Below are 23189 nucleotides of genomic sequence, written 5' to 3' on the forward strand. Positions count from 1 at the left end.
CGTAAACTAGGAGGAGCTAATTTCATAGCAAATCCATTTACACCAGGTGCTGACTATTATGATCGAATCTTATTTATTTCCCATCCGATATGCTTTGCTGACATTCCCGATTGTTGCTTTTTTCTTTACACTTCCGTTTCTTATCATTCAATATCGGGTGTACGGTTATGTTAACGGATATCGAGGGTTTGTCTTGTACTCCTTTTTATTATACTTGTTGACGGCGTATTATTTGGTCATTCTGCCGCTTCCCGATACGATTCATACGTGTACAGCGTCCGGAGATACGTACACACAATGGATGCCATTTCGATTTGTAGAAGATTTAATGAAGGAAACACATGTCCGATTTGGCGATCCGACAACCTATGTGGGGATCATTAAGGAAAGAGCGTTCCTTCAGGTCATTTTCAATATATTGCTGCTTGTGCCATTCGGTTTTGTGCTCCGTTACTATTTTCGCTTAAGATGGCTGTTGACCATTGCCGCGGCGTTCGGATTATCGTTTTTCTTTGAGTGGACTCAGTGGACAGGATTATACGGTATCTATGATTGTCCTTACCGCTTGTTCGATGTGGACGATCTGATGTTAAATACTGTAGGAGGAGCATTAGGCGGCGCAATAGCCGTATGGCTGTCCAAAATTTTACCGTGTTTGGATCAACTGGATGAAAATATAGATCTAAAATCGATGCGGGTTAGCTTTGTGCGTAGGTTTATCGCATTCCAGATGGATTGGATCCTGCTAGTTCCTTTTGCTTTATTTTTATTATTTATAGGGAAACCGGTATATTTCGCCGTGCTCATCTTCGCTTACTTTATCATTCTGCCTTATCTTACTAATGGCTTTACGGCAGGCAAATATTTCGTTCGTATTCGATTACGAGGTCGTGGAGAAGATATTAAGCTGAATGAGCTGCTAATACGGTACGGCTTGCTCTATTTTGTTATCGGTGGAGCGCATGGCTTGATAGCTTTTGCCGTAATCCAGCAGTTGGAACCACTGCTCCTGATTCCGCTTCTGCTAGCTCTGATCGGTATGGATATTATGTTCGTTGTTCATCTGCTGATTCGAGTGTATCGACGGGATAAAGGTTTGTTCTATGAAACGCGGAGCGGTACTTATCATGAGATCAAATAACAATAGCATTTAGAAGCAAGACTGGGGGGAATGGAGGCCTGGTCTTGTTTTTTTGTTGAATCATCAGGGATTTTATGGAAGACAAAAATAATAAACTTTAAGGCTGTTTAAACATTAAATTGTATAGAATCTATTGGATTGGTGTACTAGAATGGAAATAGAATTGCGATTATATTCGACAATACGCGCCTAATACAGGTCCAACTTCAAAAGGAGATCGTGCTAGATGAACACGACGACATTTCGTAATCCCATATTACCCGGATTTTATCCGGATCCATCTATTTGCAGAGTAGGGGAAGATTATTATTTAGTAACTTCTTCTTTTGAGTATTTTCCAGGTGTACCTATTTTTCATAGCAAGGATCTCGTGAATTGGAGGCAAATCGGCCACGTGCTTGACCGTCCCTCTCAGCTTGATTTGGACGGTACTCCAACCTCCAAAGGCATCTATGCAGCGACGATTCGTTATCATAAAGGGATTTTCTACATGATTACCACCTTTGTCGTTAGCGCTACAGGAGCACGCAGAAACTTTTTTGTAACGGCAGAAGATCCTGCTGGACCTTGGTCTGATCCATACTGGCTGCCTGATGCCCCGGGTATCGATCCTTCCTTGTTTTTTGATGAGGATGGAAAAGCGTATGTGATGGCAAATCGTCAGCCGCCTGCTGGACAGCAGTACCCAAAACATATGGAAATATGGCTTCAAGAGCTCGATTTGGAAACGAAGCAGCTGGTTGGACCGAAATTCAGTTTGTGGGATGGGGCACTTAAGCAAATCCATGCGCAGGAAGGTCCTCATTTATATAAAATCAATGGTTATTACTATTTGATCATTGCCGAAGGCGGAACCGGGTTTACTCATTCGGTCACCATAGCTAGAAGTGAGACGATTACAGGACCTTACGAAGGATGCAAGTCCAACCCGATTTTAACCCATCGCCATCTTGGAAGAAGTTATCCTATCGTCAATGTAGGACACGCGGATATCGTGGAAACTCAGGAAGGGGAATGGTGGATGGTCTGTCTTGCTTCGCGCCCATACGGTGGAGATTACAGAAACCTAGGCAGAGAAGCCTTTCTCGTTCCATTCATATGGGAAAAAGGCTGGCCCGTTATTAATCCGGGTAAAGGCATTGTCGAAATGGAAATGCCACGGCCTTGCTTACCGGAAACAAGATGGCCTTCCGCAGCAGCGTGCGACCATTTTGAAGCTTCCACACTCGGAATGGAGTGGAACTTTATACGCACACCACGTGGAGAATTCTGGTCGCTTAAGGAACGTCCGGGTCATCTACGCTTAAAGCTGAAGCCGGAACAATTATCAGAATGTGTAAATCCAAGCTTTGTAGGTCGGCGTCAGCAGCACATGAGCTTTACCGCGCGAACGGTGATGGAATTCGTTCCTCGAACAAAGAAAGAAGTGGCAGGGGTGGTTTTGCTGCAAAATCAGGACTACCATTTCAGGATGGAATATGCTCTTGGGGAGTCTAGTCCGATCATAAGATTAATTCAACGCAAAGACGGAGAAGAAATCGTGTTGGCGGCGCAAGCTGTTGATGCTACCAAGCTGTACTTGAAGGTTGAGGCGATCGGACAAGCCTATCATTTTTATTATGGAACCACTTATGAGCAATGGACTACATTGGCAGAGAACGTAGATGGAACTCTGTTAAGCTCTGATGTTGCAGGCGGATTTATTGGTGCTTATATGGGCTTATATGCGAGCAGTGAGGGAGACACGAGCGCGAATCATGCGGATTTCGATTGGTTTGAGTATAGTCCAATAAACGACTAGAAAAGGGGAAATGGCAATGACAACTTCACAGCAACAGATTCAAGAGCTATTAACCGAAATGGATACGTTATTCACAGATTTTTATAGTTGGCTGGCAGGGCAATATGATCCAGCATCCGGCGGGTTCTATTACGCGCAAAGCTCGTTCGAAATAGAGAACTTCATTCCTGATATCGAATCGACGGCACAAGCTCTCAACATATTGGCTCGTTCTGGCCTATCGAACAGCTTGCCGGAACCGATGAAGCAGGAGATCGTGACGTTTTTCCAGAAGAAACAGGATCCTGTGACTGGCTACTTCTATGATGCGGATCCAAATATGCGCAAGGACGAGGTTATGGTCATGAGAGGGCTTGGCTACAGTACCGGCTCCCTTCGCAGATTAGGATCGGCTCCGCAATACCCGCTGCCGCATGAATCGCAAGCACGCCCAGATTACTTAAAGACGCCGGAAACCTATGTGGCCTGGTTGCAAGATGTCGATCTGCGCAATAGCTGGAGAGGCTGCGATTTTATGGGGACACCCAATCATCATATTGCCAAGATGGAGGAGGCAGAACGTAAGCAGTTCATTGCAGCTGGCCAGGCTTATTTTGCCTCTATCCAAGATCCGGAAACGGGCTTTTGGGGCGAAGGAAACCGCTATATCCGCATCTCGGGTACATTTAAGCTAAGCGCGTTCTATACGCATTTCGAGGTACCATTACCGAATGTGGAACGAATTTATGAAACGATACTGCAATGTCTGCGTGAGGATGAAGCCAGAGATATGTGCTGGATCCGCAATCCGATCGATTTGCTAGGGACTTTTGGTCATGTACTGACTATTCCTCAGGAGGAGTTGGCAGAGATCATCCAGATCACGATTGCCAATATGCGCAAGCTGCTTCGTGCTGACGGTGGATTTTCAAGAGAAATTCATCAATCACCGCCTGCCCCTAACGTAGCCCAAGTGAAGGAAGGGGAATTTTATCCCTATATGCCAATTCCAGTTCCTATCGGAAAGGGAAGGATTGAAGGCGATATGAATGCTGGGACGCAGGCTCTCTTAATACGTGAGTTTTGTCACAAGCTGGCAGGCGTAGAACACCAACCGCTTCATCCGTTAACCGACACTTTCATACAAACGATACAAGCTCATTACTAAAAAAGGAGTCGGTAAAAGTGACAGCTAGAACGTATTCAAACCCTGTACTGCCCGGATTTCATCCAGATCCTTCCATAGTGCGCGTTGGTGAAGACTATTATATGGTTAATTCGACCTTTCAATATTTCCCAGCGATCGTTATTTCTCATTCACGGGATCTTGTGAATTGGGAGTATATTGGACATGCCATTACAAACAGTGAAGACATTCCCTTATTTGATTTGCCGGATTCCTACGGAATATGGGCACCTGATATCTCTTATCATGACGGTACTTTTACTATTATGGCTACGTTACGATTGCACGGTTCTGGCCGACATAACATAGTAATGACTTCGGATAAGCCGGAAGGACCTTACTCCAAACCAGTTATTATTAATGAGGAAGGGTTAGATCCTTCGCTGTTTATAGATGATGACGGCAGCCGCTACATGATCTATGGAGGCGGGGGTGCAAAGCTGCAGAAATTGAATGAGCCTATGACCGCGGCAGAAGGAGAGCCCGTATTCCTGTGGCCAGGAACGGGAAAAGCTTCTCCTGAAGGGCCTCATATATTGAAAAAGGACGGATATTATTACATCATCTTGGCGGAGGGCGGTACCGAATACGGTCATTGCGTAACGGTTGCACGCTCCAGAACGCTAACAGGACCTTATGAATCTTGTCCACATAATCCGGTACATACTCAATCCGATCCGACGGCTCCGATCCAGAGGGCTGGTCATGGCAAGCTAGTGCAAACTCAGCATGGCGAATGGTGGATGGTTCATCTAGCCGGGAGGCCTGTTGGCGGAAATTATAGTGTGCTCGGCAGAGAAACCTGTTTGGAACCGGTTCAATGGACTGCGGATGGATGGTTTAGGGTAAATGAAGGAAAGGGTCCAAGCAATGTGCAAACCGCACCTTTGTTAGAGGAGCATCCTTATCCATTTGCAGGATTTGATGATTTTAACGATGATAAGCTCCCCCTGCATTGGCAGTTTGTAAGAAACCCGGATCCCACCGGTTGGTCTTTGATCGAGCGGCCAGGTTACCTGAGGTTATGGAGCGGTGCTTCGGACATTGATAGTATCGCAGCCCAAAATGTTATGGTTCGCAGAGAGCAGCATCATGTGTATGAAGCCAGTATGAAGCTGGAGTTTCATCCAGAGGTTGACGGCGAACAGGCAGGTCTTGTGTGCTATTATGACACTCGATGCTTTGTTAAGCTCTGTGTGATGTATGACAATGGCATAAAGATCAAGTTGATCGAGCGCCGCGCTTCCATCACCAAGGATCTGAAAGAGGCTGACCTTGCCGACGGAGAAGAGCTGTATTTGAAGGTGGCTGTTCAACGTGAAGCTAGATCCTTTTATTACAGTAGGGATGGTAGGACGTGGGGGCTGCTCGGGACCATTCCGGATGCTGTTTTCCTTAGTGATGAGGGGACCATGGAGAAAAAAGCTTTTACAGGAACGATGGTAGGCTTTTATACTAGCAGTGGTAGCTCCGACAGAAGAATTGCAGCGGATGTAGACTGGTTTAGGTATGAATTTGAAAAATAACGGAAGATGAAGGAAAGGGACAGCTATCAACGCTGTCTTTTTTTTCGTTTTTTATTATGGTTTATGTTCGATAGTTCTCGAATTTGCTGCTCAAATTCTTTGTTGTTAATATAATAATGACCCTCTATATTATCGGGACTGACTCGGAGTTTTTTAGTATTTCTCCAAAAAAATCAACAAAGAAGATAAAACCGACTCTCTTCTTCTTCTCAACCTATTGCCTCATTATTTCAAAATGATTTACTGTATAGACTCCAGCTAGCTATAAGTGACTCAATTAAAGCAAATGTAGCTGCGCTGTGATATGCTTATAGTATAAATTTAGTCTCTTCAGAGAGTCAAAGAAAGGATTTGGACTATGCTGTTTATTAACAATCAGAACATCACAGACCCGGCGCTTAATCTGGCTCTGGAGGAATATGCCTTAAGAAACCTTCCGATAGAGAACGACTATTTGCTGTTCTATATTAATGAGCCCTCGATCATCATCGGGAAAAATCAAAATACAGCGGAGGAAGTAAATCGCGATTATGTTGAAGCCAATGGGGTTCATGTCGTTCGTAGGCTATCTGGTGGCGGCGCGGTATACCATGATCTTGGAAATCTGAATTTCAGCTTCATTACCCGGGATGATGGGAAATCATTCAGCAATTATCGCAAATTTACCGAGCCAGTTGTCCAGGCTCTGCACCAGCTTGGGGTTCAAGCGGAGCTGTCCGGACGCAATGATATTCAAGTAAGGGAACGCAAGGTTTCGGGAAATGCCCAGTTTTCGACTAGAGGCCGCATGTTTACTCACGGTACCTTGATGTTAAACTCCCAAATCGAGAATGTCGTAGCGGCTTTAAATGTGAATCCATTAAAAATCCAGTCCAAAGGCTTCAAATCGGTTCGCAGCAGGGTCGCTAACATTTCGGAGTTTCTCAGCAAACCTATGACGATCACCGAATTTAGAGGGTACCTGCTGAATTCCATTTTTGAAGGAGCAGAACCTACAGAGTACAAGCTGTCTTCAGAAGATTGGGCCGCCGTTCATAAGCTTGCCGATGGACGATACCGCAGTTGGGATTGGAATTACGGACAATCTCCGGAATTTAATGTCCATTCAATGAAACGATTGCCGGCCGGTACGTTTGACGTAAGATTGGACGTTAAGGAAGGGTACATTCGCGGCGCCGTAATTTATGGCGATTTTTTCGGTGTGGGAGACGCAGAGGAGTTTTCTGCTAAGCTTATAGGGTTGAAATACGATACCGAAGCACTAAGACAGCTGTTAGAAGAAGTGGATATTACTCATTATTTTGGTGCAGTAACAAAGGAAGAATGGCTTGAACTGCTGCTATAAAATACGGAAAAAAATTAGTAGGTCCAATTAATATCAACAGTTAATCCATTGTGTTGAACTCTCATAATTGTCGGAGGCTCATGCTTATTGTGGGCCTTTATTTTTTAAAAAAGGGAACATTCTTGCCTAGGTGGAAGAATGACTACACACTGAATTGAAAACTTAAACCAATCGCATGGTATTGACTCATGATTCATAAGGTTTCTAATACCGCAGCAGGAGCTCATAGAATGAAAGATGTTAAGCGTTACAAGGGGTTTCGTGAACTTACAACAGCGATTCATCTTCATACCGCTGCTACCAATCGAACCCCAATTATTGTATTTCGTGGCGATGAATTAATCGGAAGTGGTGTTATTGATGAAATCACAGATCTGTTCGTTAAAATTAAAAACGCAAAGTATGTAAGGCAAACCTGCAGATTTGTGTATGTTAATTAGAATAATGGTATAGGGAATACTTCTTTGAAAATAGCGGATTTGAGAGGAGTGTTGTAGATGGCTAGAACAGTTGAATTTACTCAAGATTCCTTACTATTACATTTGGATGGTTTAACCAGTGTGGCGGCGCTTAAACGGCAAGTCGAGATTCCGTACTCGGCAATTCAGAGTGTAACAATAGAAGATTTCAATGTTTCTTTGCTTCAATTCAGGGTGGGGACATCTATTGCTGACATACGAGAAGGGCGATTCCTGCTTACCGACAGATGGTCGTTTATCTCTTATGAGAACCATAATGATGTAGTTGTGCTGAAGTTGAACCATCATGAATTTGAGAATGTCGTCTTTCAAATTCATAATCCGGAGGAAGTAAAAACGCGGATATTGGAGCATGTTGCTAGAGCATGACGATCTTACTTATCAAAACAAAATTGAGAACTATTAATAGCTGTAGGAGGTAACTATGGGAGCACCCATTTTGTATGGATCTGTTCATATATTGTTTTATCGTAACGAGGAAGTTCTGCTTCTGAAGAGGCAAAATACAGGGTTTATGGATGGCAAATGGAGTGTCGTTGCGGGTCGAATGGACGGTAACGAAGAGGTCGTCTCTGCAGCGATAAGAGAAGCCAAGGAGGAAGCGGGAGTAGACATCGATCCATCCGAGATCAAAGTCGTCGGCGTGATGCATCGAAAAAATACAAGCTCTGAATGGGTCGATTTCTACCTGTTAGTAAACACATGGCGAGGTACGATTACGAATGTAGAGCCGCATAAATGTGAGGAGCTGCGATGGTTCAGCTTACGGGAATTACCGAATAACATGATACCATATATTCGAAAAGCTATCGAAAGAGAACATAAGCAAATGTGGTTTGAAAGCCATGGATGGTGATGGACTGTGGAAAACCAGATGGAACGGCTGTTAGAGCTTATCCGAATCCAGTATGACTTTGATCAGGCTGAGTTTATCGATAAAGGCTTTTCCAACGCGCGGAAATATATATTGTATCAGTCAGGGAAAGCCGTATACTTACTGAGAGTTTATGATGGGGAATCCTACCTCCGTCGCGCAGAAGAATATAAGTACATCCAGCAGCATTATAACAATGGAGTGATCTGTCAGAAGCCGATTCATCATGACTATGTACCAGAGCTGGGACTGTGCTATATTCTGCTTACTTATATTGAAGGCGAGAGCGGAGAAATCGTACTACCGTATCTTACGGTTGAACAACAAACAGAGCAAGGGTATAAGTCCGGGCAACAATTAAGAAAAATCCATAAGATTGTGCCGGAAATAGACTTGAATTGGGCTGAAAAGCGATATGTCAAATATGAGCAAAAGAAAAATAAAGTTCGCGAGCTAGGGGTCAATTTTCACAGGCAAAAAGAGATCGAAAGGTTTATAGAAGCTCATTTCGATTTGTTGAAGGAGAGCATGGTATGCTTTCAGCACGATGATTTCCATCCTTCCAATTTGATTTTTCAGGAACATAAGATTATTGGCGTTATTGACTTTAGCCGATTCGACTGGGGCGACCCATGGGAGGAGTTTTTTAAACTGCCCAAATATACGTGTGCTATAAGTACACACTTCGCCTGGGGACAAGTAATGGGGTATTTTGATGGTATAATTCCGGAGGATTTTTGGATGAAATATCATTTATTCGTTGCTTTAAATCAGCATGCTACACTAATCGGAGGCTTTCAAAGCCAACGAGTCAAAGAAACAATACATAAAATCTCTCAGACTATCGAGTCTCATGATTTTATCGAGTGCGGGGCGCCCAAGTGGTTTGTGGAAGTAAAGTAAAGTGAAGCGTGCCTAACTCCTCCATGCTACAATGTTCGTCAAAATACATGATGGACCGCGAATTTTGCGGTTGCCTGGGAAATATTCATTTCCCAAAAGGAGCCACAATGTCAAAGGACAAACTAACGCCTATGTCGATGAGACTGTTTTTTTCAGAATTAGAGCGGCTGGAGCTCAAGGTGAACAGCTTTATCCTAATGCAGGATGGAGAGGTTGAAGCTCAGTTTTGGCGGAAGCCTTATCGCGAGGGAACGCAGCAATTATTGTTCTCCTTAAGTAAAACGCTTTACATCCATAGCGGTAGGGATCGCTTGGGATAACGGTTACTTGGATTTGCAGGATAAGGTGATTTCTTTTTTTTCGGACAAGCTGCCAGAGACTCCTTCCATCCATCTGGAGAAGATGACCATCCATCATCTGTTATCCATGAACGTGGGACATCACGATAATATTTATGGCAATGTAGCCAGTGAAAAGGATTGGGTGAAAGCGTTCCTCTCTCAGGAGATTCAGCATGAACCAGGCAGTTATTATCGTTACAGCACTCATTCGACTTACATGCTTGCTGCTATCTTGGAAAGAGTAACGGGCCAAAACTTGGTCGATTTTTTAATGCCACGGTTGTTTGAGCCTCTAGGCATATCACGCCCCGTGTGGGAAACATGTCCTATGGGAATTACTGCGGGTGGAATGGGATTAAGCGTACCGACGGAGGGAATAGCCCGATTCGGACAGATGCTTTTGGAAAAAGGCAAGTACGGTGGTCGACGCATCGTATCTGAAGCTTATATTGAATTGGCAACACAAGAGCAAAGCGATAACCGCCGAGATGAGGTTCGAGCAGACTCTGCGCAGGGTTATGGCTATCAGTTTTTCTTATGCCGTCAAGGTTGCTTTCGTGGAGGTGGGGCGTTTGGACAGCTCTGTTTTGTTTCTCCCGAGCAGCGCATAGTTATAGCAGCGACCTCCAGCTTGTCCAGCGGGAATGAGCTTCAAGTTCTATTGGATCTCGTCTATGAACATTTGATTCATAAGTCGAAAGAGGAGATTGTTCCGAACTTGGATGAGAGGGACCTGCTGCAACAGCAACTCTCTAAAATGACCGATGGGATTCCAATTCATCCATTCGGTAACGATCTATGTCAGACACCCAATTATCGAAGCTATCGGATGAATGGTAACCCCCAAGGTATCCGCTGCATTGAATTCAGTCCACTGGGCTCGGGCTCAGAGCTTCATATCCATTATGAGAATGGAGACCATAAACGGCTCTTATTTGATTGTAAGGAGCCTGTGATCTTCCAAGATCGTTTTGTAAAAGATCTCTCACTTCATCTTCAAGAGGTGGTCAGCTATGCTGGTTGGGAAGACGAACGAACTTTAAAACTAACATTGGTTTACATTGAAACTCCCTATATAGTTACTTATACGCTGAAATTTATAGAGGAGAAGTTAGAGCTTCACTGTGCGATGAATGTTTCTCTAAACAAAGCGAATTTTGAAATCACAGGCACTCATGCGGATAAAGTTGAGAAGGACGAGGAAAAGCCGGAACTAAGGGGAAACCCATAGTCTTCCGGCTTTTTTACCATTATGATCTTTACATGGAATGATCCCGTTCGTGCTCGACGGCTTCTACAGCTGATGTCTTGTTTTGCTTACGATAACGAAGCGGTGTAACTCCAGTTATCTTCTTGAAGGTTGTGTTGAAATGGGCAACATGCTCGAATCCCGTTTTTTCAGCAATAGTTAACACCTTTTCGTGCGTCTCTCTTAATAATCGCTGTGCTTCCTTCACCCGAATCAATTGAAGATATTCGCGGAAGTGAAACCCGGTAATTTTTTTGAACACTCTGCTTAGGTAGGAAGTGCTTATGTAAAATTGCTTGGCAATTTGTTCGAGTGTCACGTTTTCTTGAAAATGATCATTCAGATGGGTAGCAATCTCAGAAATTTTCTGGTGCATAGGATGAGCGAATTTAAGAGGTTCTTGTTTGCCGTCCGTGCTGTGCCGATATACTTTAATCAGCAGTTGATGCATCAGCGATTTCACGTAATCCACATAGCCATCCGACTGATTCTCGCATTCCGTCAGCATCTCTCTGATCATATGCTCTACGCCCGGCTGGTCCTTCATGGAGAATCGAATTAAACGGGACCCCTGAACAAACGGAAGAAATTGCGGGCCGGAAGGAACACTGTTGGCAGGAATGAACGGTTCAGAAAAATTAATCAAAACGCGTTCAAATTCTTGCACGTCCGAGCTGGTTGTCCTATGCACATCGTAAGGATTGACGAGAATCATATCTCCTCTACGAGCTGTATAAATATTACCGTTAATGAAATAGGTGCGTTCGCCCTGCAGTAAATAATAGATCTCGTAAAAAGGATGAAAATGTGGTGTCGACATCGTCGAAAACCCTTTTCGATACATGTACTGGATAGAAAAAGAGTCATTCTCGATATAATATTTGGGTCCGAAAATGTCCGGCAATCGAGGTTCCTCCTTTAGCGAAGTATACATCCATTCTATCATTGATTGGCTTGTGGTGGACAGCCTGTATTTGTATCATTTCCCCAGGTTTTGTTAACGCTGAGAAAAGGTAAATAAAGGGGTTGACAAAAACTATATATATGTCATAATGATAATATCAAATTGATAATATGAATTAAGACAGGTGATATTATGAGTTCCGTTGACAATGAATCCAACTATAGTGCCAGCAAATATCGAACCCCGGATGGGGCGCCTGCGGACATTGTAATCTTCACAATCACCTCGACTGAACGCCATGGAGTCAAGAAGTCGCTTCCGATTCGTGAACTGCAGGTTTTGCTTATCCAACGCAAATCGTGGCCCTTCGCAGGTCAGTGGGCTCTACCAGGTGGCTTCTCTCATGAAACAGAAACGATTGAGGAGAGTGCACGGCGGGAATTGAAGGAAGAGACGGGAGTGGACGGTGTCCATATTGAATACTTCAACGTGTATAGTACCCCGCAAAGAGACCCTAGAGGATGGATTATCTCTCACGCTTTCTTTGCCCTGGTGAATGAGACATTACTGGAGAAGCGTCGAGCGGCTGATGATGCTGCGGATGTCCGGTTGTTTAACGTCGAAGAAGCGTTGAAAATGGAACTTGCTTTCGATCATCGGATCATTTTGCAGGACGCATTGAACAAAATTCGCGAAAAAATGCTGACCACGACGATCGCCAAGGAATTTTTGCCAGAGCAGTTTACCATCAGCGAGCTGTACCAAGTAATCCAGACCGTATGTCCTGATTTCGAAGAGCAAAATTTTATACGCAAAATTACTTCCACACAGAGCAGGAAAGGTATCATAGAGGAGGTCAAGGACGACAAAGGAAATGCACTTCAATCGAATAAGTACTCGCAGCGTTCCGCACAGCTCTATTGCTTTACCGATTTTATCCCTCAATTGTCCATATACACTTAATGCCAATTAAGAAAAGGATGGTGCCCTATGAAAGCTTTAGTGGTTATTGATTATACGGTGGATTTTGTTATCGGTAAGCTTCCCTGCGGTCAGCCTGCGATTGACATTGAAGATCGAATCGTCGAATTGACGAACAATTTCGTGCAAAATGGAGACTGGGTAGTCATGGCGGTCGATCTGCATGATGAAATGGATACCAATCATCCCGAGCATAAGCTGTTCCCACCTCATAATATTCGCGGTACGGAGGGAAGGGAGCTGTACGGAAAGCTTCAAGACGAGTATGAAGCGGACCGGGATCGGATTTACTGGATGGATAAGACGAGATACAGTGCTTTTTGCGGTACGGACTTGGAGCTTCAGCTTCGAGCGCGTCATATTGAGGAGATTCATCTGGTAGGTGTGTGCACGGACATTTGCGTACTGCATACGGCAGTGGATGCTTATAATAAAGGCTTTAAGGTCTACGTACATCGGGATGCGGTGGCAAGTTTTAATGAATCGGGTCATGAGTGGGCGCTGAGTCATTTTGAACATACGCTAGGCGCAACGATAGTATAAAGTTTTAACTACAGTAGCATGGAAACAATAAGAATTAAGGTAAAATTGACGGTTGGATGGAGAGGATCAACATGAATTACGATAATTTAACTTTGCATACAGATAAATACCAAATTAATATGATGTACGCTCACTGGATACATGGAACCTTAAATCAGAAAGCGGTTTTTGAAGTGTTTTTCCGCAAGCTGCCATTTGGCAATGGCTATGCAGTATTTGCAGGATTGGAACGTATAGTGGAGTATGTGAAAAGCTTGAATTTCGATGATGAAGTCATTCGCTTTTTGAAGGAACAAGAGGAGCAGTACGACCCGGCGTTTTTGGAGATGCTGCGGCAGTTTCGTTTTAACGGAAATATTAGCAGCGCTACGGAAGGGACCATCGTGTTCCCCAATGAGCCGCTTATCCGGGTAGAGGCGACGATATTCGAAGCACAATTGCTGGAGACCGCATTACTTAACTTCATGAACTTTCAAACGCTCATAGCTACCAAAGCATCGCGAATTCGGCAGGTTGCTCCTGACGATGTATTAATGGAGTTTGGTACTAGAAGAGCACAAGAAGCAGATGCCGCTATTTGGGGAGCTCGTGCAGCATATATTGCGGGATTCGATGCCACCTCGAATATGAGAGCAGGAATGCTCTTCGGCATTCCAAGCAAAGGAACTCACGCACATGCCTGGGTGCAGGCTAACGATTCGGAGGAGATTGCATTCGAACGTTATGCAGCCGCTTTACCTAATCAAGTTACTTTGCTTGTTGACACTTACGATACACTGCAAAGCGGTGTTCCGAATGCCATTAAAATTGCTAAGCAAATGGAACGTCAAGGAAAAAGAATGGGTGGTATTCGATTGGACAGTGGAGATTTGGCGTACTTGTCGAAAGCAGCCAGATCGATGCTGGATGATGCAGGATTGCCTTATGTCATGATTGTGGCATCAAATGATCTGGATGAGAACATTATGTTCAACTTGAAGGCCCAAGGAGCTAGAATCGATAGCTGGGGAGTTGGAACCCAATTGATAACCGCGGCGGATCAGCCGGCATTGGGGGGAGTCTATAAGCTGGTTGCCCGCGAGAAGGAAGGAGAGCTCGTGCCTGTAATTAAAATTTCGGGAAACCCTGAGAAAGTTTCGACTCCTGGAAAAAAAGATGTACACCGAATCATTAGCAAGGAAACCGGTAGGGCGATTGCCGACTATGTCACCCTTGAAGGGGAGACCGATGTGGTGGAAGGACAAAAGCTCAAGTTGTTCGATAAAGTGCATCCGTACATTTACAAATTTGTGGATAACTACGAGACTCAGCCTCTATTGACACCTATTTTTGTAGATGGCAAGCAGGTGTATGAGCTTCCAACGTTGGATCAAATTCGCAAGCATCATCAGCAACAATTGAAGTTGTTCTGGCCGGAAAACTTGCGGAAGCTGAATCCTGCGGAGTTCTCGGTTAACTTGAGCCCTAAAGCGTATCAATTAAAAATGGATTTGATTCACCAGTACAAATCGTAGGCCGATCACATTGCTTGAAACTCCAGGAACCCGCATGGTTCTTGGGATTTCAAGCTTTTTTTTCATTGGCTGCAAAATATTAATATTTGTGTTGATAACGCTTACCTATTGGAAGGTTTTATAGTATAATGACATCAACTTGTGTTGGAAGCACAGGAAGAACTTAACATAAGGATCGGAGGAAACGTAATGAGGGTTCATGAAATGACCATTGCCACCGATTTCCAGCCACAATATTTGCAAATGATCGTGCAAAAGGCGAGCCACTTCAGCTCGGACATCAAAATTAAGTTTGAGAAGGAAAACATACAATTGGATGCCAAAAGTATTCTCGGTATGATGCTTCTTCCGATTCGGCAAGGCACGAAAATTACGATCCAAACTAAAGGCAGTGATGAGGAAGAAGCCATCGAAGCGATGAGCTTTTTATTGGATAAACACTAGGTATGTCATCTGCCGGCTGCCATAACGTTCAATTCAATATCTGCTGAGATGATGGGCCGCTGACAGTTTAAGCGGTCTTTCTTGTCTCCATACATAGGTAAGCGTTATCCCAGTTGATGAGATGGAGGAACTAGGATGGAACATGTGGCAAACGAACCCTGTACAATCGTGAGGGGCGTATTATATCTTGGACCGGATAGAAAAGAGCAGATGGATGTGTATTTGCCTGCTGGCGCAGAAGGAGAGCGCTTTCCTTGTATTATCATTTTTCATACTGACGGTCGAGGAGGCAGCCGTCATAGGAATAAGAAGGCAGAGATCGCTACGAGTTTAGTTGCTAATGGATATGTCACCATGCTCGCCGAAACGGCAGCCGCGCTTCATAGCGTAGCGAATTGGAATGAAGGCTTGGTCGTGCCGGGATGGCCTAATAATTTGTATGATTGTAAGACAGCGGTCCGTTATGCCAAGAAGTTGGCGGGGACGTATCCTATCGATCCGGAGCGAATTGGTATCATCGGAGGTCATCTTGCGCTGTTGGCCGCTTTTACCGCTAAGCATCCGGTTATGAACCAGGGAGGGTTATATAAAGAATATTCCTCGGAAGTAAAATGTGTCGTTAACTTGTACGGCATTACAGATTTGCTTTCATGGAAACATCAGAGCTATGAAGGCATTCCACTTGGCACTACCGCTTCTGAACAGGCTCACCAAAGGGAAGAGATAGATTATGTTTCATTAACAGATACCACGGGACCCAGTGGAGATGTGTCTCCTATGCTCATTGTACATGGCAATCAAGATAGTGAAACGGATGATGTGGACATCTCAGAAGATTTTATGGAACAGCTGAAAGAGACAAACTTAGCACGTCAATTTGTTGCCGCTGGAAGCACAACAGGAGAGGATAGCGGCACTTCTAATGTAGATTTAAGACCTGTTATTTTGCGATTTCTCGATAACAATCTGAAAGTCTCCGGTTGATTGTGTAGAAATGACGAATGAATTAATATGGCGATTACTTTACAAACCGTTAGTCGGTTTGTATAATGTAAACATTAAGCGTATACTACCGCTATATGAACTGCATTCGGAGGAGACTATGAAACGTGAATTAAAACGTCAGCAGACGCAGCAGCTTCTTTTGGATACGACCAAGGAGCTGATTCTTGAAAAAGGCTGTACGAAAACAACCTTTAGTGACATTATGGAACGTTCGGGATTGTCGAAAGGCGCCATTTTTCATTATGTGAAAAGCAAGGACGAGCTGTTGGCTATGGTGCTCCAGCAGGGACTTGAAGAGACGAACAGCCGTTTTTTCGAGGAGGTTATCCAATCGAACCATGAGATATCAGGGCCACTGAGCCAGATTATTAATGTACTTCCAATGCTGGAGAATTCACAGGATATTACGAATCAGGTGTTTATGTACTTACTGGGAAAAAGCGATGAATCAGCCATATTGGAAATTCGGCGTTTTTATGAGCTTATGCTGGAGATGTCGAAGAAATGGATTCTTGCCGGCCAAGAGCACGGTGTTATTCCACTGGCAGTGGATGCGGATAAGACAGCTGACTTATTCGTCTTATTATCGTTCGGGTTCCGCATGCGTGGTTTTGTCTCATCCGATGCTAAGTCATTTCAAGCTTCCGATTTTTCTACCTTGATGATGAATTCGCTTCAGCCCAAGAATTAAGGTAGAAGCAAGCTAAAGGGAGGGCAGGGAATTTCGCTCTAGGTTTCAAATTAGTGGTTGACTTGCTCGAGAGCCGTGCTATAATCGCTGAATAGCGAAATAGTGGAGGAGAGCTTAACCCCAATTTAGAAACAGAATGGAGAGAGATGAACCGTGGAGAAGTCTGCTGCAACAGCAGCGCCTGTGAACTTAACTGTATTTCCAATCATTTTTGCAATTAGTATCGTCCACTTATTGAACGACTCTATGCAATCGACAATATCGGCTTTGTTTCCGATATTGAAGGATACTTTGCAGCTGTCCTATACGCAAATCGGACTAATAGCCTTTGCTATGAACATTACGGCGTCCTTCCTTCAGCCTGTCGTAGGTTTGTACGCAGATATACGTCCGCGTCCTTACATTTTACCCATCGGCGTTTGCTTTACGCTGGTAGGAGTCGTCACTTTGGCCATAGCCCCTAATTTCCTAGTTATTTTGCTCTCCGTTATTGCGATGGGAGTTGGCTCAGCTGTGTTCCACCCGGAATCGTCCCGTGTCGCTTACCTCGCAGCAGGTGGACAGAGGGGACTGGCACAGTCGATTTTTCAAGTAGGAGGAAATATCGGCAGCTCGCTCGGTCCGATCATGACGGCGCTGATTTTCGTTCCTTTGGGTCAATTTGGCGTCATTTGGTTTACTTTTGCTGCTGTCGCAGCTATTGCGATTCAATATTATGTAGCGGGCTGGTACAGCCGACAGAACATACAGCCTAGGCGCTCTGCCAAAGCCAAGAGTTCTGAGGGTCGCACCAGTTTGTTAACTCAGAAGCAGGTCACAGCCGCTATAGTGATTCTAGTCTTTCTTGTATTTTCCAAGCATGTTTACATGTCGAGTATTACTAGCTTCTATTCTTTTTATCTCATTAATGATTATGGTTTGACAGTGGAACGCGCACAAATGTTCTTGTTTGCCTTCCTGGTAGCATCCGCCGCAGGTACGTTCTTTGGAGGACCGCTGGCAGATCGCTACGGCAGACGAAATATTATTTGGTTGTCCATATTGGGAACCGCGCCATTCTCTATCTTACTGCCTTATTCCAATTTATTCTGGTCAGGTGTAATGTGCGTATGCGCAGGCTTTGTATTATCGTCCGCCTTCTCCATCATTGTGGTGTACGCTCAGGAGCTGCTCCCTGGGAAAGTCGGACTTGTGTCCGGGCTGTTCTTTGGTCTTGCTTTCGGACTTGGTGGTCTTGGTTCTGCCGTTCTTGGCTCCATTGCGGATGCGACAAGCATAGCCTTCATTATGAAGCTGTGCGCTTATTTGCCGCTCTTAGGCATTTTGGCTGTCTTGCTGCCTAAGGATGAGACGGTACGAGGTCATGCTGTTTAATTGGAAAAAATAGGAAAGCCGCAGAGCAGGGGAATCCCTGAGCTGCGGCTTTTTCAATACGGGAGGCTTATTTCCCAAGTCTCCAAGCGAATAATTGCTCCAATTGTACAAGCAATGACGGATTGTCCTTGCTCAAGGTTACTAAGTAATTGTACATTCCCTGAATGATGATTTCATTCGGTTCCTCTTTCTTCAATTCATTAATCACCGCATGAAGCGATTGAATCAACGTATCCGATGTCCGTGGATCTTCGATCGTCGTTTCAATCCACTGCTTGCACTGTTCAACCTTCAGCAGCCATGTGCTTCCCTCACCGCATAGACCGTTTTGCTGAAGCATATCGATCGAGGACAGAATGGGAGCCGTTTTCTTGCGAATAATCCCTGTAACCAAATCGTCCAGACGTTCGTATAAGAAAGAGGCTAGCTCTTCGTGCTTTATTGAAATATTATAACTCAAGCAGTAAAACAGGTAATCTTTGAGTAAGCTGTTCAGCATGACTGCACAGTCCAGAGAGTGTCTCTCGATGGGGCTGCCGTACACTTCTTCAATCCGTTTTTGAAACCAGGCCATGAATTGCAGGTTCGTTTCATAGATCATCTGTTTAATCGTGTCGTTCTGAATGAACGCAGCGCCGTTATTTTGCATCATGGTCAAAAATTCTTTGTTCTCTATAATGATTTTCAATTGCTGTAAAATCACTTTACGCAGGATCGTTTCGGGAGAAGAAGTCGTGTCTGAAGCTACTTGCTCCAAGCCTTTAAAGCAAAGCTCGAAAAAATAAGTGTAAATAGAAATAAGCAGCTCTTCCTTGGAATGAAAGTGCAGATAAAAGGCTCCCTTGGACACGCCCGCCAAGCTGACTATCTCTTGTATGGATGTCGTATGGTAGTCTCTTTCCCCAAACAGTTTAATAGCAGACTGGATGATCTGCTGTTTTTTATCTTTCAACAAGGATCACTTCCTGAATGTTCATAGTCTTTCTTAAAGATTGTAAACGCACAGCAATCTTTAGTCAAGATTGTGACCGATTGGTCATTTTTTATTTTAGCCACATTACTTGCGGGAAAAAAGTGTTGTAAATATTGGCTTTTTTGTATATAGTACTTTATGGATGACCAGTCAGTATTGTGCGTTAACGTAGTTGTTAACGATGTTATGCTTACAACATGGGTCTTAAAGAGAGAAAACGAAGAGGAGATGACTATGCAGCATGCCCCGCGAAGCTTCCTAGAATTAAAACAATTCGTCAGTAATCAGATGTCTCTGCAGCTTGAATGCGAGGGGCACAGTCCATTAGTTGGTAGGATTCTAGCCTTACTGTTATTCGCTACAGAGCCGATAAGCCTTCAGGAAATTGCTGAACAGCTTAAAGTGACAAGAGCAGCGGTCAGCGTACATATCCGTTCTATGGAACGAATTGGGCTATGCCATAAAGTTGCAACGAGCAATGACCGCAAAAATTATTATTACATATCCGATGATATCGATCTGTCCTCGATCCGCTCATTTAAAGAGAGAATGATAATCACTCAACAGATGGTAGCAACGGCACTTAGTTCTTACGATGTCATTAAGGACGTAGAACCCAATGAACAAGAGACCTATGCACTGTTAAAGGAAAGGTTTACTGCGTTCTCGGCTCTGAGCGATTTAATTATGTCTCAGTTGGATGAATTGGAAGGGAAATGGAAGTCTATTAAACAGCAGTTGGTAAATAAGTAGAGAAAGATAAGAGACGTCAGCAGTAGGAATGGAGGAGTAGAGAGATGAACAAGTTAACCAATTTTTCCTTGAAAAACGCTGCGGCCATCATCATGATCAGCATACTCTTGTTCATTGCGGGTGGATTTTCAGCGAGTCAGCTTAAGCAGGAAAGCATGCCGGATATTTCTTTGCCGGTCGTGTTTGTCAGCTCGGTTTATCCGGCACCGCCCAAAGATGTAATGGAGGATGTCACCAAAAAGCTAGAGAAGCGGATAGTCGGTATCGAGGGTTTGAAGAAAGTAACTTCAACCTCGAATGACGGATTTTCTGCCATTACGGTAGAGCTGGTTAACGGCCGCAAGCCGGATGATGCCAAGAGAGATATTGAGAGCGCCATTGCGGATGTGAAGCTTCCAGCTACCGCATCCAAGCCGAAAGTATCCAAGTTCGGCAGCAGTGATTTTCCTGTATTTTTCGGAGCGGTCAATGGCGATAACGGCATGAACCAAGAGGAGTTAAACCGGATTTACAAAGATACAATTGAGCCTACACTAAGTGCAATGAAAGGTATCGACCATGTTGACTCGGTAGGGCAGCAGGAAGCGACCTTGAAGCTGAAGCTCGATATTAATGCGTTAAGCAATTACGGCATGACGCCTTCGCAAGTGCAGCAGAGCATACAAGCTGCATTGCTGACAAGTCCGGCAGGAACGGCTGATTTTAACGGCAATGAGCAGATGGTTCGTATTCAAAGCGATTTGAACACCATCTACAATCTGGAAAATATGAAGCTGACTACGTCATCCGGACAAACGGTTCTACTAAAACAAATCTCCAAAGTAGAAGCGATATCGGATTCGGAATATATCGATAGATTAAACGGCAGCCCAGCCATTGGGCTTACACTGTATAAAAGTAAGGACGCCAATACAGTTGAATTTTCCAACGATGTGAAGAAACTGATTGCTGGTTGGGAGAAGGAATTTCCGAACATCCATTTCACCACCGTATATAATTCCGCGAACGATGTAGAGAAATCCATTCATGGGATGCTGAAGGAAGGGATATCGGGGGCGATTCTAGCTTCTGTCATGATTTTGCTGTTCTTAAGAAACGTTCGGATGACATTGATCGTTTTAGTCTCGATACCTCTATCGATCCTTACAACGCTTTCCATTATGGCCCCACTTGGCATAACGCTGAACATTATGACTTTGGGTGGTCTTACGATTGCCGTCGGGCGTGTCGTGGATGATAGTATCGTTGTTATTGAGAACATTTTCAGTGAACTTCAGAAGGCTAATGAGCGTAATGAATCGGTTATTAAAATGGCAACCGCAAGAGTTTCCTCAGCGATTACTTCTTCGACGATAACAACGGCAGGCGTATTTTTACCGATTTCGTTTGTCGGCGGTATTTTGGGCGATATCTTCCGTCCGTTCGCAATTACCTTGGTCGTAGCGCTGATGACTTCACTTATTGTTGCACTAACAGTCATACCGATGTTGGCTAAGCTGATGGTGCTGAATAGTAATAACATCAAGCATCATGATGAAGAGAAGCTGGGTAAATTCTCAAGCAAATATAAGAAGTTTCTCGAATGGTCCCTTGACAATCCCAAGAAGACGATTCTGGTTGCCTTCCTTGTGTTCGTAGTGTCTCTTGGTGGAACGGTACCGTTCTTGCCGGCGGCATTCATGCCTGACAGCGCGACGGATAAGCAAGTATCGTTTACGTTGAAACTGCCTCGTGAAACATCTATCGAGTCCATGGATCTCAAAGTGAAAGAAATCGAGACCATGTTGAAGGAAGAGAAGGACCCAATTGGAGAACCTGCTTTCGAATACTTTGAATCGATGGTCGGTTACGATCAGAACAATACAAGCGGTGAGAGAGTTTCGTATAAAGCAATGATTATCGGATCGATGTCCAAAGCTTCGGATGCCAAGAAAATGTCCAAAGAATATGCGGATAAGATTTTAACCATGGTTCCGAAAGGATCTGAAGTGGAAGGCAATCTAATGACTGCTTCTATGTCGGGATCCGGTGACGATTTCGCTTACCTGCTTAAAGGGGATGACTTAACTCAATTAATGACTGGCGCCGAGCTGGTCAAAGAAAAAATGAAAGATTTCCCTGAGCTTCAAGAGGTCAAAGATAACCTGAGCGAGAAAAAAATGCAGGTGGAAGTAACCGTCGATCAGAACAAAGCAAGAACGTACGGTTTGTCCTCGGCTCAAATTCTGGAGAGTGTAAGGGTTTGGTTAGGTAAAGTGGACATCGGCGAATTGAAATTTGATAATGTGACTTTCAAAACGCAGATGATGATCCAGGACGATTTTAAAAACTCGGTTGACAAGATCGGACTGTTCCAGATTACGACACCAACAGGTGTTGTAGTGAACTTGAACGAAATCGCCAAAATTAAGCAAGTTGAAGCTCCAGCAGCCATTTCTCGTGAAATGCAGGAGCAATACGTGAAGATTACGGCTAAGATCGACAGTAAAGACAAAGGCGGTATCAGTACCAAAGTAGCTGAAGAGCTTAAGAAAGTCGAGCTGCCGAATGGGGTTAGAGCCCAAGCGCAAGGCGTAAGCGATGATATTCAAGAAAGCTTCGGGCAAATGGCTGTAGCTATGGTTGCGGCAATACTTATTGTGTACCTTGTTATGGTTATTGCCTTCGGTAATGCGAGCGCGCCGTTCGTTATTTTATTCTCCTTGCCTCTGGCGGCAATCGGAGGGTTCCTGGGCTTGTTGATAGCCGGAGAATCGATTAATATTACTTCTTTGATCGGATTCCTTATGCTCATCGGTGTCGTTGTTACGAATGCGATCGTGTTAATCGACCGTGTGCAGCAGCTTCGCGAGGAGGGCGTTCCTGTCCGTGAAGCATTAGTTAAAGCGGGTCTGACTCGACTGCGTCCTATCATTATGACGGCGGGTGCAACGGTCATTTCTTTGCTGCCTCTCGGAATCGGATTGTCGGAAGGATCGCTGATATCCAAAGGCTTGGCCGTAGTAGTTATCGGTGGTTTGACTACATCCACCGTTCTGACGTTGGTCGTCGTTCCGGTAGTTTATGAAGTTATTGATGCGATGAAGGTTCGCGTAAGTCGACTGTTTAAGAAGAAGAGCAAAATGAATACTAATTCCAAGGCTGCGAACATAACCCATTAATCCGATAAAAGCTGGACTCAAT

22 protein-coding genes are annotated in these 23189 nt (G+C 44.3%); 20 read left to right on the forward strand and 2 right to left on the reverse strand.

From position 1 onward, the window contains the following. Positions 1 to 58 precede the first annotated feature (58 nt). From QMA13_RS13630 to QMA13_RS13680, 11 genes are all read left to right on the forward strand, one after another. Complete coding sequence (locus tag QMA13_RS13630; RefSeq protein ID WP_282942049.1) at positions 59 to 1141, forward strand: VanZ family protein; 1083 nt, start codon at positions 59 to 61, stop codon at positions 1139 to 1141. A gap of 226 nt (positions 1142 to 1367) precedes the next feature. Next, entirely contained in the window at positions 1368 to 2942 is a 1575-nt protein-coding gene (locus QMA13_RS13635) for a glycoside hydrolase family 43 protein (RefSeq protein WP_282942050.1), read from the forward strand. Between the two features lie 16 nt (positions 2943 to 2958). Next, positions 2959 to 4089 (forward strand): prenyltransferase/squalene oxidase repeat-containing protein, encoded by a 1131-nt coding sequence (locus QMA13_RS13640; RefSeq protein ID WP_282942051.1) that lies wholly within the window; start codon positions 2959 to 2961, stop codon positions 4087 to 4089. A 17-nt stretch (positions 4090 to 4106) separates the two neighbouring features. Further along, on the forward strand, positions 4107 to 5633 hold the full coding sequence (locus QMA13_RS13645) for a glycoside hydrolase family 43 protein (RefSeq protein ID WP_282942052.1): 1527 nt from the start codon (positions 4107 to 4109) through the stop codon (positions 5631 to 5633). A gap of 358 nt (positions 5634 to 5991) precedes the next feature. Then, positions 5992 to 6978: a lipoate--protein ligase gene (gene lplA / locus QMA13_RS13650; protein WP_282942053.1), complete on the forward strand. Its 987-nt coding sequence runs from the start codon at positions 5992 to 5994 to the stop codon at positions 6976 to 6978. A gap of 230 nt (positions 6979 to 7208) precedes the next feature. Continuing rightward, entirely contained in the window at positions 7209 to 7418 is a 210-nt protein-coding gene (locus QMA13_RS13655; protein ID WP_282942054.1) for a hypothetical protein, read from the forward strand. 57 nt (positions 7419 to 7475) lie between these two features. Beyond that, positions 7476 to 7826, forward strand: coding sequence for a hypothetical protein (locus tag QMA13_RS13660; RefSeq protein ID WP_282942055.1), 351 nt, complete (start codon positions 7476 to 7478; stop codon positions 7824 to 7826). Positions 7827 to 7881: 55 nt separating this feature from the next. After that, positions 7882 to 8313: an NUDIX hydrolase gene (locus tag QMA13_RS13665; RefSeq protein WP_282942056.1), complete on the forward strand. Its 432-nt coding sequence runs from the start codon at positions 7882 to 7884 to the stop codon at positions 8311 to 8313. Positions 8314 to 8319: 6 nt separating this feature from the next. After that, entirely contained in the window at positions 8320 to 9234 is a 915-nt protein-coding gene (locus tag QMA13_RS13670) for an aminoglycoside phosphotransferase family protein (protein ID WP_282942057.1), read from the forward strand. A gap of 107 nt (positions 9235 to 9341) precedes the next feature. After that, positions 9342 to 9554, forward strand: coding sequence for a hypothetical protein (locus QMA13_RS13675; RefSeq protein ID WP_282942058.1), 213 nt, complete (start codon positions 9342 to 9344; stop codon positions 9552 to 9554). Positions 9555 to 9561: 7 nt separating this feature from the next. Next, positions 9562 to 10806 (forward strand): serine hydrolase domain-containing protein, encoded by a 1245-nt coding sequence (locus QMA13_RS13680; RefSeq protein WP_282942059.1) that lies wholly within the window; start codon positions 9562 to 9564, stop codon positions 10804 to 10806. A gap of 28 nt (positions 10807 to 10834) precedes the next feature. Here the strand turns inward: QMA13_RS13680 and QMA13_RS13685 are convergent, their stop codons facing one another. Then, positions 10835 to 11728: an AraC family transcriptional regulator gene (locus QMA13_RS13685; protein WP_481858170.1), complete on the reverse strand. Its 894-nt coding sequence runs from the start codon at positions 11726 to 11728 to the stop codon at positions 10835 to 10837. A gap of 192 nt (positions 11729 to 11920) precedes the next feature. Here QMA13_RS13685 and QMA13_RS13690 point away from each other — a divergent pair, with 192 nt between their 5' ends. The 7 genes from QMA13_RS13690 (at position 11921) to QMA13_RS13720 (ending at position 18280) form a co-directional block, all read left to right on the forward strand. Then, positions 11921 to 12691 (forward strand): NUDIX domain-containing protein, encoded by a 771-nt coding sequence (locus QMA13_RS13690; RefSeq protein WP_282942060.1) that lies wholly within the window; start codon positions 11921 to 11923, stop codon positions 12689 to 12691. A gap of 27 nt (positions 12692 to 12718) precedes the next feature. Then, entirely contained in the window at positions 12719 to 13252 is a 534-nt protein-coding gene (locus QMA13_RS13695; protein ID WP_282942061.1) for a cysteine hydrolase family protein, read from the forward strand. A 71-nt stretch (positions 13253 to 13323) separates the two neighbouring features. Beyond that, the gene (locus QMA13_RS13700; protein WP_282942062.1) at positions 13324 to 14766 is read left to right on the forward strand and encodes a nicotinate phosphoribosyltransferase; all 1443 of its coding nucleotides are present in this window, start codon (positions 13324 to 13326) and stop codon (positions 14764 to 14766) included. A 189-nt stretch (positions 14767 to 14955) separates the two neighbouring features. Then, positions 14956 to 15210: an HPr family phosphocarrier protein gene (locus QMA13_RS13705; RefSeq protein ID WP_282942063.1), complete on the forward strand. Its 255-nt coding sequence runs from the start codon at positions 14956 to 14958 to the stop codon at positions 15208 to 15210. 135 nt (positions 15211 to 15345) lie between these two features. Then, the gene (locus QMA13_RS13710) at positions 15346 to 16194 is read left to right on the forward strand and encodes an alpha/beta hydrolase (RefSeq protein ID WP_282942064.1); all 849 of its coding nucleotides are present in this window, start codon (positions 15346 to 15348) and stop codon (positions 16192 to 16194) included. Between the two features lie 118 nt (positions 16195 to 16312). After that, on the forward strand, positions 16313 to 16906 hold the full coding sequence (locus QMA13_RS13715) for a TetR/AcrR family transcriptional regulator (protein ID WP_282942065.1): 594 nt from the start codon (positions 16313 to 16315) through the stop codon (positions 16904 to 16906). 153 nt (positions 16907 to 17059) lie between these two features. Continuing rightward, on the forward strand, positions 17060 to 18280 hold the full coding sequence (locus QMA13_RS13720; protein ID WP_282942066.1) for an MFS transporter: 1221 nt from the start codon (positions 17060 to 17062) through the stop codon (positions 18278 to 18280). Positions 18281 to 18347: 67 nt separating this feature from the next. On the opposite strand, the gene QMA13_RS13725 is transcribed toward QMA13_RS13720, so the two are convergent. After that, a complete protein-coding gene (locus QMA13_RS13725; protein ID WP_282942067.1) occupies positions 18348 to 19232 on the reverse strand; it encodes a TetR/AcrR family transcriptional regulator in 885 nt (294 codons plus the stop codon). Between the two features lie 255 nt (positions 19233 to 19487). Between QMA13_RS13725 and QMA13_RS13730 the strand changes: the two genes are divergently transcribed. Both QMA13_RS13730 and QMA13_RS13735 read left to right on the forward strand, forming a co-directional pair. Further along, on the forward strand, positions 19488 to 20006 hold the full coding sequence (locus tag QMA13_RS13730; protein ID WP_282942068.1) for a GbsR/MarR family transcriptional regulator: 519 nt from the start codon (positions 19488 to 19490) through the stop codon (positions 20004 to 20006). 44 nt (positions 20007 to 20050) lie between these two features. Continuing rightward, complete coding sequence (locus QMA13_RS13735; RefSeq protein WP_282942069.1) at positions 20051 to 23167, forward strand: efflux RND transporter permease subunit; 3117 nt, start codon at positions 20051 to 20053, stop codon at positions 23165 to 23167. Positions 23168 to 23189: the final 22 nt, after the last annotated feature.

This window comes from Paenibacillus sp. RC67 (genome assembly GCF_030020805.1).
GTDB lineage: Bacteria > Bacillota > Bacilli > Paenibacillales > NBRC-103111 > Paenibacillus_S.

Bases quoted from the DNA above. Each gene is read 5' to 3' on its own strand.
- QMA13_RS13700 (WP_282942062.1), top strand. From the start codon at position 13,324: ATGAATTACGATAATTTAACTTTGCATACAGATAAATACCAAATTAAT.
- QMA13_RS13660 (WP_282942055.1), top strand. From the start codon at position 7,476: ATGGCTAGAACAGTTGAATTTACTCAAGATTCCTTACTATTACATTTG.
- QMA13_RS13655 (WP_282942054.1), top strand. From the start codon at position 7,209: ATGAAAGATGTTAAGCGTTACAAGGGGTTTCGTGAACTTACAACAGCG.
- QMA13_RS13665 (WP_282942056.1), top strand. From the start codon at position 7,882: ATGGGAGCACCCATTTTGTATGGATCTGTTCATATATTGTTTTATCGT.
- QMA13_RS13635 (WP_282942050.1), top strand. From the start codon at position 1,368: ATGAACACGACGACATTTCGTAATCCCATATTACCCGGATTTTATCCG.
- QMA13_RS13675 (WP_282942058.1), top strand. From the start codon at position 9,342: ATGTCAAAGGACAAACTAACGCCTATGTCGATGAGACTGTTTTTTTCA.
- QMA13_RS13705 (WP_282942063.1), top strand. From the start codon at position 14,956: ATGAGGGTTCATGAAATGACCATTGCCACCGATTTCCAGCCACAATAT.
- QMA13_RS13630 (WP_282942049.1), top strand. From the start codon at position 59: ATGATCGAATCTTATTTATTTCCCATCCGATATGCTTTGCTGACATTC.
- QMA13_RS13640 (WP_282942051.1), top strand. From the start codon at position 2,959: ATGACAACTTCACAGCAACAGATTCAAGAGCTATTAACCGAAATGGAT.
- QMA13_RS13710 (WP_282942064.1), top strand. From the start codon at position 15,346: ATGGAACATGTGGCAAACGAACCCTGTACAATCGTGAGGGGCGTATTA.
- lplA (WP_282942053.1), top strand. From the start codon at position 5,992: ATGCTGTTTATTAACAATCAGAACATCACAGACCCGGCGCTTAATCTG.
- QMA13_RS13695 (WP_282942061.1), top strand. From the start codon at position 12,719: ATGAAAGCTTTAGTGGTTATTGATTATACGGTGGATTTTGTTATCGGT.
- QMA13_RS13715 (WP_282942065.1), top strand. From the start codon at position 16,313: ATGAAACGTGAATTAAAACGTCAGCAGACGCAGCAGCTTCTTTTGGAT.
- QMA13_RS13730 (WP_282942068.1), top strand. From the start codon at position 19,488: ATGCAGCATGCCCCGCGAAGCTTCCTAGAATTAAAACAATTCGTCAGT.
- QMA13_RS13690 (WP_282942060.1), top strand. From the start codon at position 11,921: ATGAGTTCCGTTGACAATGAATCCAACTATAGTGCCAGCAAATATCGA.
- QMA13_RS13735 (WP_282942069.1), top strand. From the start codon at position 20,051: ATGAACAAGTTAACCAATTTTTCCTTGAAAAACGCTGCGGCCATCATC.